Below are 13981 nucleotides of genomic sequence, written 5' to 3' on the forward strand. Positions count from 1 at the left end.
TGGCAAATATATTATATGTTTGCCAAGCTTTTTATGTATGGGTGAGTTGATTCATCCAACTTACTATGATATAATCTAAACTCGTGAGTAATTACTATAAATTAATTGCTCCTTGCCCATTATGGGCCGTTTAGACCAAAAGGAGGTGAAAGTGTAATGAGAAAGTACGAAATTATGTACATCATTCGTCCTGGCGTTGAAGAAGAAGCTCAAAAAGCTTTAGTTGAACGTTTTGCAGGTGTTTTAACAAACAATGGTGCAGAAATCATTAACACGAAAGAGTGGGGTAAGCGTCGTTTAGCTTACGAAATCAACGACTTACGTGAAGGTTTCTACATGATCTTAAACGTGAACTCTAACGCAGAAGCGATTAACGAATTCGACCGTTTAGCTAAGATCAACGAAGATATCCTTCGTCATATCGTTGTTAAAGAAGAAGAAAAATAATTGATATATAAGGGAGAGTGGTTCGATTGATGAATCGTGTTATCCTCGTTGGTCGTTTAACTAAGGACCCTGACTTACGTTACACGCCCAATGGTGTTGCAGTAGCTACTTTTACGTTAGCTGTGAATCGCGCATTTGCCAATCAACAAGGTGAGCGTGAAGCTGACTTTATTAATTGTGTAATATGGCGTAAACAAGCAGAAAACGTAGCAAATTATTTGAAAAAAGGTAGCTTAGCAGGCGTAGACGGACGTCTTCAAACTCGTAATTACGATGGACAAGATGGTAAACGTGTATACGTAACAGAAGTTCTTGCGGAAAGCGTACAATTTTTAGAGCCGCGTAATGGCGGTGGGGAGCAACGTGGTTCATTTAATCAGCAACCATCAGGAGCTGGTTTCGGTAACCAAGGCTCTAACCCATTTGGTCAATCTAGTAATCCGGGTAACCAAGGTAACTCTGGATTTACGAAGAATGACGATCCATTTTCAAATGTAGGTCAACCGATCGACATTTCCGACGACGATTTACCGTTCTAATACAGTAAATTTGTTAGTTTTAACAAAGAATGGAGGGAAATAGATATGGCAGGACGCAAAGGTGGACGTGCGAAACGTCGTAAGGTGTGTTTCTTCACAGCTAACGGCATCACTCGCATTGACTATAAAGATGTTGATTTATTAAAACGTTTCGTTTCTGAGCGTGGTAAAATTTTACCTCGTCGTGTAACAGGAACAAGCGCAAAATACCAACGCAAACTTACAGTTGCAATTAAACGTGCTCGTCAAATGGCACTTTTACCATATGTTGGTGAATAATAGCGTATGAAATGCACAGTAGAGTCGGACTCTACTGTGCATTTTGCTATGCTTTTCTTTTTTGAAAGAGAGGTTAGAGGATGAAAAATACGAAATTTATTACTGAGGGTGCAGCGTTGTTAGCGATATATGCAATGTTATTGCTTATATCTATGTATGTTCCGATTTTAGGTACGGTTGTAACGTTTGCGTTGCCATTGCCATTTATATTGCTAACGATTAGATATAAATTATCTAATGCCTTTGTAATTTTTACGGCGGCGCTTTTTATTACTGTTATTGTCAGTCAGCCGATGAACCTAGTGAAGACAACTATGTTTGGATTGATAGGTATCGTTTTAGGATATATGTATAAAAAACAAAAAAAGCCGGTAGAAATTTTGATGGCGGGGATGCTTGCATACTTAATTGGTATTATGCTCATTTATGTTGCGAGTATAAAGTTTTTTAACATAGATTTAATGAAGCAAATGCAAAATATGTTTAATGAAAGTATGACGCAAAGCGAAAAGATAGTCAGTGCTGCTGGTATGCCGATTAGTAAAGAACAAAAAGAGTTATTTGCACAAATGAATGATATGTTACAAACGTTATTTCCAAGTATACTTGTGCTCGTTTCTGCATGTTTTTCTTGGATCACAGTAATATTATCGGGCAGTGTTTTGAGAAAGTTAAAACATGATGTTATACCTTGGCCTAAATTTAAAGATATACAATTACCAAAGAGTATTGTTTGGTATTACGTTATATTTATTTTGCTATCAACTTTTATAAAAGTAGAACCGACATCATATTTACATATGGTATTTTCTAACCTAAATCTCATATTTGCATTATTACTCGTACTGCAAGGTCTGACATTTATTGCTTTTTTAGCGCATAGAAAAGGTTTTACGAAAGGTGTTCCTATTATTAGTTTTATTGTCTGCATGTTTATTCCGATGCTGTTTCCTCTTGTGACAATCTTAGGTATAATTGATTTAGGGATTTCATTGCGTTCTAAAATAGGAGGATAAAGTAATATTCCTTATACTATTTTAATCTGTTTAACTAACTGGAAGGTGAGTTAGTTTTACTTTATAGGAGTTGTATACATGCCTGAATTTTATAAGAAACAGTGGTTTTTATATCCTGTTTATGTATTGGCATTCTTCGTGTTTGTGCTCATTTCGATCCTCTGTTATTTTCATTTAATGATGGGGATAGCCGCCTTTTTTATTTTTTGTATCGTCCTTTTTGTTGTTGTACGATTTGAACTTACCTTTCAAAAGAATTTTGAAAAACATACGACAGATATGATTACAAGGGTAAAGAAAGTGAGTAATGAGGCATTTAACCAAATGCCGATCGGTATTTTGTTATACAATAAGGATTATGGGATTGATTGGGCGAATCCTTATTTATCTTCATGTCTGGGACAGCATGCGTTAGCTGGATGGCACCTTTATGATGTATCAGAAACGTTACTTCTTTTTATTAAGGGAGAAACTTCCGATGATATAGTCTCTTTAAATAATCGAAAGTTTCGTGTTTTTGTAAGGAAGGAAGAAAAGTTAATTTATTTCTTTGATGTAACGGAACAAACAGAGATCGAAAAGATGTACGAGGATCAACGTACTGTTTTGGCTGTCATTTATTTAGATAATTATGATGAAGTTACACAAGGTTTAGATGATCAATTACGTACGAATATAACAAGTCTGGTAACATCACGACTAAATGAATGGGCCGTTAAGTATGGGGCATATTTAAAACGTGCATCTTCAGAAAGATTCTTCGTTGTACTAAATGAAAGTATTTTAGCGCAGATGGAGAAAGGGAAATTTAGCATTTTAGATCAGGTGCGTGAAGAAACTTCCAAAAGGAATATACCACTTACTTTAAGTGTGGGTGTTGGATCAGGTGATTTACCTTTATCAGAGCTTGGGGCGATGGCGCAGTCCGGTTTAGACCTTGCGCTTGGCCGTGGTGGAGATCAAGTAGCTATTAAACAGGCAACAGGTAAAGTTAAGTTTTATGGTGGTAAGACAAATCCGGTTGAAAAACGTACTCGTGTACGTGCCAGAGTTATTTCGCATGCATTAAAGGATTTAGTATTAGAAAGTAGCAATGTCATTATAATGGGGCACAGGGCTCCTGATATGGACGCAATTGGTGCTGCGATTGGTATTTTGAAGGTAGCGCAATTAAATGAGCGCAAAGGATATATTGTGCTAGATGAAAATGATTCTGATAAGGGAATTAAGCGTTTGATGGATAAAGTGAAACAAAACGAAGAATTATGGTCACACTTTATTACACCAGGACAAGCGATGGAATTTGCAAATGATGATTCTTTACTTGTAGTTGTTGATACGCATAAACCTTCAATGGTGATGGAAGAAAAGCTTTTACGCAAAATTGAAAATGTAGTTGTTATTGACCATCATCGCCGAGGAGAAGATTTTATTGAAGATCCATTGCTTGTTTACATGGAGCCATATGCTTCTTCTACGGCAGAACTTGTTACAGAATTACTTGAATACCAACCGAAAAATTTAAAAATGACAATGTTAGAAGCGACAGCATTGTTAGCGGGTATTATTGTTGATACGAAAAGCTTTACATTCCGGACGGGTGCTCGTACGTTTGATGCTGCTTCTTATTTACGCTCACATGGTGCAGATACTGTACTTGTACAAGAGCTTTTAAAAGAAGATATGGATCAGTATTTACGGGTTGCAAAAGCTATTAAAAATGCGTACATTTATACAAATGGAATTGCGATTGCAAAAGTTGATAGTGATGATTACTACGATCAAGTGCTTATTGCGCAATCGGCGGACACATTATTAACAATGACAGGAATTATTGCGTCATTTGTTATTGCAAAACGTGGCGAGAATTTCATTGGAATTAGCGGCAGGTCTTTAGGTGAAGTGAATGTGCAGCTAATTATGGAAAATTTAGGCGGTGGTGGGCATTTAACGAATGCAGCCACACAAATGAAAAATGTTACAGTAGATGAAGCTGAGGAGAAGCTTCGATTTGTTATTGATGACTATTTACAGGGAGGCACACAATCATGAAAGTAATTTTTCTAAAAGACGTAAAAGGTAAAGGGAAAAAAGGAGAAGTAAAAAACGTACCAGATGGTTATGCAAATAACTTCTTATTAAAACAAGGATTAGCTGCTGAAGCAACAAATAGCAGTATGAAAACTTTAGAAGCTCAAAAGCGCAAAGAGGAAAAAGATGCAGCAGCAGAGGTTGAAAATGCAAAAGAATTGAAAGAAACATTAGAGAAACTAACTGTAGAAGTAAAGGCAAAATCTGGAGAAGGTGGCCGTTTATTCGGTTCTATTACGAGCAAACAAATCGTAGATGCAATGCAAAAATCACACAAGATTAAACTTGATAAGCGTAAATTTGAAATGGATGATGCAATTCGTGCATTAGGCTATACAAATGTTACTGTGAAATTGCATCCGCAAGTAACAGCAACAGTAAAAGTTCATGTTAGTGAACAATAAAAATAAGTTAAGCAAGGAGGATTGCGTATGAGTGATGTAATGGCTGATCGTACCCCTCCGCATAATATAGAAGCTGAGCAGGCAGTCTTGGGTGCTATATTGATTGATCAGGATGCGTTAACGTCAGCATCGGAACTATTAGTACCTGACTCATTCTATCGAACGAAACATCAAAAGATTTTTGAAGTCATGCTTGGGTTATCTGATAAAGGAGAACCGATTGACTTAGTAATCATGACATCAGCGATGGCTGATCAAGGATTATTAGAAGAAGTTGGTGGAGTTTCTTATCTAGCAGAGTTAGCAGAAGTTGTTCCAACGGCTGCTAACGTAGAATATTATGCACGTATCATCGCTGAAAAGGCACTTTTACGTCGTTTAATTCGAACAGCGACTCATATTGTGTCAGATGGATACGAGAGAGAAGATGACGTGGACGGCCTTCTAAATGAGGCTGAGAAAAAAATATTAGAAGTATCTCACCAAACAAATGCAAAAGCATTCCAAAACATTAAAGATGTTCTTGTAGATGCTTATGATAAAATTGAACTTTTGCATAATCAAAAAGGTGAAGTTACTGGGATACCAACTGGATTTACTGAATTAGATAAGATGACCGCAGGTTTCCAGCGAAATGATTTAATTATCGTAGCGGCACGTCCATCAGTAGGGAAAACCGCATTTTCATTAAATATCGCACAAAACGTAGCGACGAAAACGGATGAAAATGTAGCGATTTTTAGTTTGGAGATGGGCTCTGATCAGCTTGTTATGCGTATGCTTTGTGCAGAAGGAAATATTGATGCGCAAAGACTTCGTACCGGATCATTAACTTCTGATGATTGGGCGAAATTAACGATGGCGATGGGTAGCCTTTCTAATGCTGGTATATATATTGATGATACACCAGGGATTAAAGTAAATGAGATTCGAGCGAAATGTCGTAGATTAAAGCAAGAACAAGGTCTTGGGATGGTTTTGATTGACTATTTACAGCTTATTCAAGGAAGCGGGAAATCAGGAGAAAACCGTCAGCAGGAAGTATCTGAGATTTCTCGTACACTAAAAGGGATTGCGCGTGAATTGCAAGTGCCTGTTATTGCCTTGTCACAGTTATCTCGTGGTGTAGAATCTCGTCAAGATAAACGTCCGATGATGTCTGATATTCGTGAATCGGGAAGTATTGAGCAGGATGCTGATATTGTAGCCTTCTTATATCGTGAAGATTACTACGACCGAGAAACGGAAAATAAAAATACGATTGAAATTATTATTGCAAAGCAGCGTAACGGTCCAGTAGGCTCAGTAGAGCTCGCATTCGTTAAAGAGTTCAATAAGTTCGTTAACTTAGAACGTCGCTTCGAGGATGGACATGCGCCGCCTGCATAAAGATAGTATAAAAAAGAAACACATTTCTTATAATAAGATGTGTTTCTTTTTTTTATAGGAAAGATAAGGCTTTCATAATGTGAAAATATAATTCTTACGAACGAAAATGTTTTTTTATAAAAAAATGTTCGCTTTTTGGTTGACTTCTTTTTCGGTTTTGGTACAATTATATTGTTTGAATAGATCGTTTGAAAATTGCGGAGGTGCTTTAATAATGTCTTCAGTAGTAGTTGTAGGAACACAATGGGGCGACGAAGGAAAAGGTAAAATCACTGATTTTCTTTCTGAGCATGCGGAAGTAGTTGCAAGATATCAAGGTGGAAATAACGCGGGACATACAATTGTTTTCGGCGGAGTTAAATATAAATTACACTTAATTCCATCTGGTATTTTCTATAAAGAGAAAATTTGTGTAATCGGAAACGGCTTAGTAGTAGATCCGAAAGCATTACTTGAAGAGTTAAAATACTTACACGATCGTGGTGTAAGTACTGATAATTTACGCGTAAGTAACCGTGCGCATGTTATTTTACCTTATCACTTAAAACAAGATGAGTTAGAAGAAGCGAGTAAAGGTGATAACAAAATCGGTACAACGAAAAAAGGTATCGGTCCTGCATATATGGATAAAGCTGCTCGTATTGGTATTCGTATGGCTGATCTTTTAGACCGTGAAGCATTTAAAGAAAAGCTTGAGCGCAATTTAGTAGAAAAAAATCGTTTATTTGAAAAAATGTACGATACAGAAGGTTTCAGTGTAGAAGAAATCTTTGAAGAGTACTTCGAGTACGGACAACAAATCGCGCAATATGTATGTGATACGTCTGTTGTATTAAATGATGCACTAGATAACGATCAACGTGTATTATTTGAAGGTGCACAAGGTGTTATGCTTGATATCGACCACGGTACGTACCCGTTCGTTACATCTTCTAACCCGATTGCTGGTGGTGTAACAGTTGGAACTGGAGTTGGTCCTGCGAAAGTTACTCGCGTTGTAGGTGTATGTAAAGCATATACAAGCCGCGTAGGTGATGGCCCGTTCCCTACTGAGCTTAATGATGAAATTGGTCATCAAATTCGTGAAGTTGGTCGTGAGTATGGAACGACAACTGGTCGACCACGCCGCGTAGGTTGGTTTGATAGTGTTGTTGTAAGACATGCACGTCGTGTTAGTGGTTTAACAGATCTATCATTAAATTCTATCGACGTTCTAACAGGTATTCCAACTCTTAAAATTTGTGTTGCTTACAAATACAATGGCGAAGTTATCGATGAAGTTCCAGCGAACTTAAACATTTTAGCGAAATGTGAGCCTGTATACGAAGAACTTCCAGGTTGGGAAGAAGATATTACTGGTGTAAAATCATTAGACGAGCTTCCTGAAAATGCACGAAAATACGTAGAACGTGTTTCTGAGTTAACAGGAATTCAATTATCTATGTTCTCAGTTGGACCAGATCGTAACCAAACAAATATCGTTCGTAACGTATACGAAGCTTAATTGATATTTTTGAGAAAAAACTCATGTCCGCATGAGTTTTTTCTTATCTTTTATAAAAAAATAAAAAAGGTGTTGCAAAAAATAAAGAAGATATGTTATGATACATCTTGTCGTCACGAAAATATGACGTTGGTGAGTATGAGCCATTAGCTCAGTTGGTAGAGCATCTGACTTTTAATCAGAGGGTCGAAGGTTCGAATCCTTCATGGCTCACCATTTTATTTTTCGTGGCCCGTTGGTCAAGTGGTTAAGACACCGCCCTTTCACGGCGGTAACACGGGTTCGAATCCCGTACGGGTCATGTTTTTTTATGTTCATTTTTGGTCCCGTGGTGTAGTGGTTAACATGCCTGCCTGTCACGCAGGAGATCGCCGGTTCGACCCCGGTCGGGACCGCCACTTTTGTTTATACCACCATTAGTGGTTTTATATATAGTTTTGGCTCGGTAGCTCAGTCGGTAGAGCAGAGGACTGAAAATCCTCGTGTCGGCGGTTCGATTCCGTCCCGAGCCACTCTCAGGATATTAAGTGGGCCCACTTAATATCCTTTTTATTTTGTGTAGTTTTACAAATGTGTGTAGTTATTTTACAATAGGATGAGGAGCCTCTAGCAGTTGAAGCTAGAGGTTTTTCTGTAGATCGTATAGGATTCCGTGTAAAGGTGGATCATACATGAGTCTATGAGAATAGAGGAGAGAACACTTAAATAAAGGTTGCTGTCATATAGGGATATACTATAGAAACATCAATATATTTAAGAATCATTGACCATATTTTTATGAGGAGGAAATAGACGATGATGGGAAAGAAAATTTTAGTAGTTGATGATGAAAAGCCGATTGCGGACATTTTGAAGTTCAACCTAGAAAAAGAGGGTTTTGAAATTGTAATGGCGCATGATGGTGATGAAGCAATTGAGAAAGCGAATGAAGAACAGCCAGATATGGTTTTATTAGATATTATGCTACCAGGTAAAGATGGTTTAGAGGTTTGCCGTGAAATACGTAAAAGCTCAGAAATGCCGATTATTATGCTTACAGCAAAGGACTCTGAAATCGATAAAGTATTAGGGCTTGAGCTTGGGGCAGATGATTATGTAACGAAGCCATTTAGTACGAGGGAATTACTTGCTCGCGTGAAGGCGAATTTACGTCGTCATCAACAAGGTGGTGCTGCAGAAAAAGAAGAAAATACGGAAATGGTTATTGGACCAATTGTTATCAATCCAAATGCGTATAGTGTAACGAAACGTGAGGAAAATATTGAACTTACACATCGAGAATTTGAGTTACTACATTATTTAGCAAAACATTTAGGACAAGTTATGACACGCGAACATTTATTGCAAACAGTTTGGGGTTATGACTATTTTGGAGATGTACGTACAGTGGATGTAACAGTGCGTCGTTTACGTGAAAAAATTGAAGATAATCCAAGTCATCCTACTTTAATTGTAACTAGACGTGGAGTAGGGTATTACTTGCGTGACCCAGAGCAGGAATAGTATATGAAGAAAGTCGGTTTTTTTCAATCTATTCATTTAAAATTTGTACTCATATATATGCTATTAATATTAATAGCTATGCAAGTTATTGGAGTATATTTCGTAAGAGAGTTAGAAAAGAGCCTTGTACAAGGCTTTAGAGATTCTTTAACGCAGCAAACGAACTTATTAGCGTATAACTTGAAACAAGAGTTTAAAAAAAGTTATACAAAAGCAGAAACAGAGTCAACAGATGAAACGATTAAAACGTCAATTCGAAAATTTGCCTCTGATCGAAAGAAAGATATTCAAGAGGTAAGTGTATTTGATTCGCATAGAAAGTTACTCGCTATTTCAGATGAGTCAAAGCAAAATAAGGTAAATAGAACATCAACTGATATAGCTGTTCAGCGGGTATTGGTACAAAAAAAGCCAGAAGTGAAAATTGAGAAGGATGGCCGTACGGGCCATCGCGTACAAGTTATGCTTACTCCGATTCTAGATGATAACGGCAAAGATGCACTTGGTGTTATTTACATTGTTGCATCTATGGAAGATGTTTATAAACAGATGAAGGATATTAATCAAATTTTTGCGACTGGAACTGTAATTGCATTACTCGTAACAGCTGTACTTGGAATTTTGTTAGCTCAAACGATTACGAGACCAATCTCAGATATGCGAAGACAAGCGATTGAAATGGCAAAAGGAAACTATTCAAGGAAAGTAAAAGTGCATAGCCATGATGAAATTGGACAATTAGCATTATCTTTCAATAATTTATCAAAAAAATTACAACAAGCTCGTTCTTCAACGGAAAGTGAAAGACGTAAATTATCATCTGTTTTATCACATATGACAGATGGAGTAATTGCTACTGACCGAAAAGGGGACATTATTTTATTAAATGATCCTGCGGAAAAGATGCTAAATGTTTCGCGTGAAACGGCGCTCGATCAGTCTGTTTTAGAAGTATTAGGGATACAAGAAGAATTTACACTTGATCATTTATATGAAGAGCCGGATTCTGTTTTATTAGATTTTAGTACAAGAAATGAGCCATATATTTTACGCGCTAGTTTCTCTGTTATTCAAAAAGAGACAGGGAAAGCAAATGGTTTAATTGCCGTATTATATGATGTAACTGAGCAGGAGCGTATAGAAAGGGAACGCCGTGAGTTTGTAGCAAACGTTTCTCATGAATTAAGAACGCCATTAACAACAATGCGCAGTTATTTAGAGGCACTTACAGACGGTGCGTGGCAAGATCCGAATATTGCACCGCAATTTTTAACAGTTACACAAGAAGAAACAGAAAGAATGATTAGACTTGTAAATGCGTTATTGCAACTATCTAAACTTGATAGTACAGAACATCGTTTAATGAAAGAGTGGGTCGACTTTACTGACTTCTTTAATAACATTATTGATCGTTTTGAAATGTCTAAAGAGCAAAACGTAAGTTTTAAACGATCTTTCTCTAAAAAATCCCGATTTATTGATATGGATACGGATAAAATTACGCAAGTTTTGTATAACATTATTTCGAATGCATTAAAGTATTCACCAGAAGGTGGAACAGTAACATATCGCTTACGTGATCGCGGGGAATTATTAGAGATTAGTGTAAGCGACCAAGGAATGGGTATTCCGAAAGAAAACGTCGATAAAATCTTTGAACGTTTTTATCGCGTAGATAAAGCACGTTCCAGACAAATGGGTGGTACAGGACTTGGATTAGCAATTGCGAAAGAAATGATTGAGGCACATGGTGGCTCGATTTGGGCGAAGAGTGAGGAAGGAAAAGGGACAACTATTTATTTCACATTGCCAATGGCAGCGGATGAAGAGGACGATTGGGAATGAGTATGGAAAATGTTAAAACGATAGTTTTAATTAATTTAGTTGTAATTAGCCTATTTCTTACTTTTAACTTATGGACGTATGTGCCAGATTCCACATCTATGCAAAACGCAAAATTTGTGCAGGGGAACGAAGGAACTACTCAAACTAAAATCGCTGATGTTGTCCGCCCTACTTCTATCATCGTGCATAAAGATAAAAATCATTACGGGAGCAAAAGAGAGGGAGATATAGAATCAATCTATAAACCTTTGGAAGCAGGGGAATTACATGATTTCAGAGAGATATCGATTGCTAAGGCTGATTTCCTTTCTTATGTGCATGGTGAAGGGAAAATTGAGCTTGTTTTTCCTACCAACGTCCCATTTGATGCAGTTAAATCTATGTTTAATATGAAAGAAAAAAGTATAGATAAGCCGAAACATTTTAATCGAATTATTCTTGATCCTTCTAGAAGTAGAGATCAAGAAATTAAAATTAATTTTGTTTCTGATAGTGATAACTCTAGAATATATGAAGCAAAATTAAGTGGTGTGTATTTAAAAGATGTTGTAAACGCACAAAATCAATTTATAGTATCGGCGAAACCTTACTTTGATTATCAAATTAATGATATGAAGAAGCTATTTTTACCAGATGGAACGACAGAATTAAATAATATAACATATATTTCATCTAATTTAGCAGTTGATACATTTAAGAATGCTCTTTTTAGTGACCCACGTTATTTAAGCCCAATTACCGAGAAATCGAAAGAGACATTTACAGATGGTATTAGATCCATGGAGATTGAAAACGATCATCATATGCTAAAGTATAAGAATTCTTCTGTTTCAAGTGAGAAAACGACAGATAATTTAATGCTTTTACAAAAAAGCTTTGATTTTGTAAATGGTCACAGTGGGAGTTTGGATTCATATCGTTTGGACTATATGAATAAAGGACAGACAGTATTCCGTTTACATGAAGATGGATATTCCGTATTCAATACAGATGGATTAGCTGAATTGAGACAAGTATGGGGATCAGAAGAAGTAATGGAATATGAAAGACCATTGTTGTCTTTAAATACGAAAGGTATAGAACAGAAGGTTACTCTTCCATCAGGTCACGTTGTGATAGCATCTTTAGAAAATAATGCCGCGGTAGATAAACGATTCATTAAAGACATTGGTATTGGATACAAATTATCACTAGATGGGCAAGTGGCTCGACTACAGCCAATCTGGTATGTAAAGTTTGTTGAAGATGAAGCTGGCAAACAAAAAATATATGAGTGGAGTGAGGGAGGACTAAATGGATTGGGATCGGATTAAAACCATATTTATTGTGACCTTTTTTGTTTTGGACCTCTTTCTCATTTTTCAATTCATTCAAAAGCAAGATAGTAATCAATTGGAGCTTATTGCAGAAACAAAGATAGATCAAGAATTAAAAGCAAACAAAATTACTATGGGTAATTTCCCTAAAGAACCGAAAAAAGAGTCATTTATTAGGGCGGAAAACAAGGCATTTAAAGAAGAAGATGTACAGTCTTTAAAAAATCAAACGGCGCATATACAAAATATGTACAAGATAGAAAGTAAGCTAAAAGAGCCCTTTTTAAATACAAAATCATTATCTAAAGACAAGTATAGTGATTTTTTGAAGAACTATGTATTGGATGGACAAAAGTATGAGTTTGGCGCGATGAAAGACTCTAAAATTTACTTCTTCCAAAAATATAAAGATAAGCCTATTTTCTATAACGATCAGGCAATGATTGTTGTGGAATTAAATGAAAAAAATGAACTTGTGTCGTATACGCAGACGATGCTAACTGATTTAAAAGAAATGGGCGAAAGTGAAAAAACGAAACAGCAAGAAATTATTACTGCCCAAACGGCTTTAGAAAATCTGTATTTAAAAAATAAAGTTCATGGGAATACACATGTAAAAGAAGCACAAATTGGTTATGCCACCCTTACCGCATCTACTTCTAATAACCAAGTACTCGCTCCAACATGGAATTTAAAAACGGAGCAGAAACAGGACTTCTTTGTAAATGCAATTGAAGGACAAGTTATGGAACTAGGGGAAAGGGAAAATCAAGTGGTTGATGAACATACTGGAGTGAGAAAGAATGGGTTTGCATTTTAGCGTGCTTGCAAGTGGAAGTACAGGGAATATGCTATATGTAGGAACGGATGAAAAAAAATTACTCGTCGATGCAGGTTTAAGTGGTAAAGCAACAGAGGCTTTATTTAAACAGGCAGAACTAAATATAAATGATGTATCAGGTATTCTTGTAACACATGAACATAGTGACCATATTAAAGGATTAGGTGTATTAGCACGTAAATATGATTTGCCTGTTTATGCAAATGAGAAAACATGGAATGCAATGGAACATTTAATAGGAAATATCCCAACTGAGCAAAAATTTATTTTCTCAGTTGGGGATGTAAAAACATTCGGCGATATTGAGGTCGAATCATTTGGAGTTTCTCATGATGCTGCAGAGCCGATGTTTTATGCTTTTCATAATAATAATAGAAAGTTAGCCCTTATTACAGATACGGGGTACGTGAGTGACCGTATGAAAGGTGTTATTAAGGGAGCTAATGCTTTCGTGTTTGAAAGTAATCATGACGTGGAAATGCTTCGTATGGGACGTTATCCATGGAGTATTAAGCGACGTATTTTAAGTGATGTTGGGCACGTATGTAATGAGGATGCTGCATTAGCGATGGCAGATGTAATTACAGATGAGACAAAACATATTTATTTAGCCCATTTAAGTTTAGATAATAACATGAAAGAACTAGCACGTATGTCAGTATCACAAGTATTAGAGGAAAAAGGATTTGGAGTGGGAGAAGCTTTTGAAATTCACGATACAGATCCGAAAATGCCTACAAAAATTCAATACGTATAATTCTTCATTTTAGTAAACAATAAAGGTGAATATAGTTGTTTTCAGGAAGA

13 protein-coding genes and 4 tRNA genes are annotated in these 13981 nt (G+C 36.5%); all 17 read left to right on the forward strand.

Translation table 11 applies throughout. The features are described from left to right. Positions 1-156 precede the first annotated feature (156 nt). The 17 genes from rpsF to ACUN28_RS01775 all read left to right on the forward strand — a co-directional run bounded on the left by rpsF (position 157) and on the right by ACUN28_RS01775 (position 13931). Positions 157-447, forward strand: a complete 291-nt coding sequence (gene rpsF / locus ACUN28_RS01695; protein WP_001233781.1) for a 30S ribosomal protein S6 — start codon at positions 157-159, stop codon at positions 445-447. Positions 448-473: 26 nt separating this feature from the next. Then, positions 474-986 carry a single-stranded DNA-binding protein gene (gene ssb, locus ACUN28_RS01700; protein ID WP_016085349.1) on the forward strand — a complete coding sequence of 171 codons (513 nt, stop codon included), beginning with the start codon at positions 474-476 and terminating at the stop codon, positions 984-986. 45 nt (positions 987-1031) lie between these two features. After that, positions 1032-1265: a 30S ribosomal protein S18 gene (rpsR, locus tag ACUN28_RS01705; protein WP_000918873.1), complete on the forward strand. Its 234-nt coding sequence runs from the start codon at positions 1032-1034 to the stop codon at positions 1263-1265. Positions 1266-1345: 80 nt separating this feature from the next. Further along, positions 1346-2281 carry a YybS family protein gene (locus tag ACUN28_RS01710; protein ID WP_016085350.1) on the forward strand — a complete coding sequence of 312 codons (936 nt, stop codon included), beginning with the start codon at positions 1346-1348 and terminating at the stop codon, positions 2279-2281. Between the two features lie 78 nt (positions 2282-2359). After that, positions 2360-4333, forward strand: a complete 1974-nt coding sequence (locus ACUN28_RS01715) for a DHH family phosphoesterase (RefSeq protein WP_016085351.1) — start codon at positions 2360-2362, stop codon at positions 4331-4333. Next, positions 4330-4776, forward strand: coding sequence for a 50S ribosomal protein L9 (gene rplI, locus ACUN28_RS01720; protein ID WP_000864237.1), 447 nt, complete (start codon positions 4330-4332; stop codon positions 4774-4776). The genes ACUN28_RS01715 and rplI overlap by 4 nt, the downstream gene beginning before the upstream one ends. Positions 4777-4803: 27 nt before the next feature. Further along, a complete protein-coding gene (gene dnaB, locus ACUN28_RS01725; RefSeq protein ID WP_001286242.1) occupies positions 4804-6165 on the forward strand; it encodes a replicative DNA helicase in 1362 nt (453 codons plus the stop codon). Positions 6166-6379: 214 nt separating this feature from the next. After that, complete coding sequence (locus tag ACUN28_RS01730) at positions 6380-7669, forward strand: adenylosuccinate synthase (protein ID WP_016085352.1); 1290 nt, start codon at positions 6380-6382, stop codon at positions 7667-7669. Positions 7670-7809: 140 nt separating this feature from the next. After that, positions 7810-7885, forward strand: a tRNA-Lys gene (locus tag ACUN28_RS01735). 13 nt (positions 7886-7898) lie between these two features. Continuing rightward, positions 7899-7970 (forward strand) — tRNA-Glu (locus ACUN28_RS01740). Between the two features lie 21 nt (positions 7971-7991). Then, positions 7992-8067, forward strand: a tRNA-Asp gene (locus ACUN28_RS01745). A 41-nt stretch (positions 8068-8108) separates the two neighbouring features. Beyond that, a tRNA-Phe gene (locus tag ACUN28_RS01750) sits at positions 8109-8181 on the forward strand. Positions 8182-8464: 283 nt separating this feature from the next. Continuing rightward, the gene (gene walR, locus ACUN28_RS01755) at positions 8465-9172 is read left to right on the forward strand and encodes a cell wall metabolism DNA-binding response regulator WalR (RefSeq protein WP_000971865.1); all 708 of its coding nucleotides are present in this window, start codon (positions 8465-8467) and stop codon (positions 9170-9172) included. Positions 9173-9175: 3 nt separating this feature from the next. Next, entirely contained in the window at positions 9176-11017 is a 1842-nt protein-coding gene (walK, locus tag ACUN28_RS01760) for a cell wall metabolism sensor histidine kinase WalK (protein ID WP_000755363.1), read from the forward strand. Beyond that, positions 11014-12330 carry a YycH family regulatory protein gene (locus ACUN28_RS01765; protein WP_016085353.1) on the forward strand — a complete coding sequence of 439 codons (1317 nt, stop codon included), beginning with the start codon at positions 11014-11016 and terminating at the stop codon, positions 12328-12330. Before walK ends, ACUN28_RS01765 begins: the two co-directional genes overlap by 4 nt. After that, complete coding sequence (locus ACUN28_RS01770) at positions 12311-13153, forward strand: two-component system regulatory protein YycI (RefSeq protein ID WP_016085354.1); 843 nt, start codon at positions 12311-12313, stop codon at positions 13151-13153. Before ACUN28_RS01765 ends, ACUN28_RS01770 begins: the two co-directional genes overlap by 20 nt. Continuing rightward, positions 13137-13931 (forward strand): MBL fold metallo-hydrolase, encoded by a 795-nt coding sequence (locus ACUN28_RS01775; protein WP_000522836.1) that lies wholly within the window; start codon positions 13137-13139, stop codon positions 13929-13931. Before ACUN28_RS01770 ends, ACUN28_RS01775 begins: the two co-directional genes overlap by 17 nt. The last annotated feature ends 50 nt before the right edge of the window (positions 13932-13981 follow it).

This window comes from Bacillus sp. WC2507 (assembly GCF_052656125.1).

Coding starts and splice junctions, on each gene's coding strand:
- rpsF (WP_001233781.1), top strand. CDS start 157: ATGAGAAAGTACGAAATTATGTACATCATTCGTCCTGGCGTTGAAGAA.
- ACUN28_RS01730 (WP_016085352.1), top strand. CDS start 6,380: ATGTCTTCAGTAGTAGTTGTAGGAACACAATGGGGCGACGAAGGAAAA.
- rplI (WP_000864237.1), top strand. CDS start 4,330: ATGAAAGTAATTTTTCTAAAAGACGTAAAAGGTAAAGGGAAAAAAGGA.
- rpsR (WP_000918873.1), top strand. CDS start 1,032: ATGGCAGGACGCAAAGGTGGACGTGCGAAACGTCGTAAGGTGTGTTTC.
- ACUN28_RS01765 (WP_016085353.1), top strand. CDS start 11,014: ATGAGTATGGAAAATGTTAAAACGATAGTTTTAATTAATTTAGTTGTA.
- ACUN28_RS01775 (WP_000522836.1), top strand. CDS start 13,137: ATGGGTTTGCATTTTAGCGTGCTTGCAAGTGGAAGTACAGGGAATATG.
- walK (WP_000755363.1), top strand. CDS start 9,176: ATGAAGAAAGTCGGTTTTTTTCAATCTATTCATTTAAAATTTGTACTC.
- ACUN28_RS01715 (WP_016085351.1), top strand. CDS start 2,360: ATGCCTGAATTTTATAAGAAACAGTGGTTTTTATATCCTGTTTATGTA.
- ACUN28_RS01770 (WP_016085354.1), top strand. CDS start 12,311: ATGGATTGGGATCGGATTAAAACCATATTTATTGTGACCTTTTTTGTT.
- ACUN28_RS01710 (WP_016085350.1), top strand. CDS start 1,346: ATGAAAAATACGAAATTTATTACTGAGGGTGCAGCGTTGTTAGCGATA.
- walR (WP_000971865.1), top strand. CDS start 8,465: ATGATGGGAAAGAAAATTTTAGTAGTTGATGATGAAAAGCCGATTGCG.
- dnaB (WP_001286242.1), top strand. CDS start 4,804: ATGAGTGATGTAATGGCTGATCGTACCCCTCCGCATAATATAGAAGCT.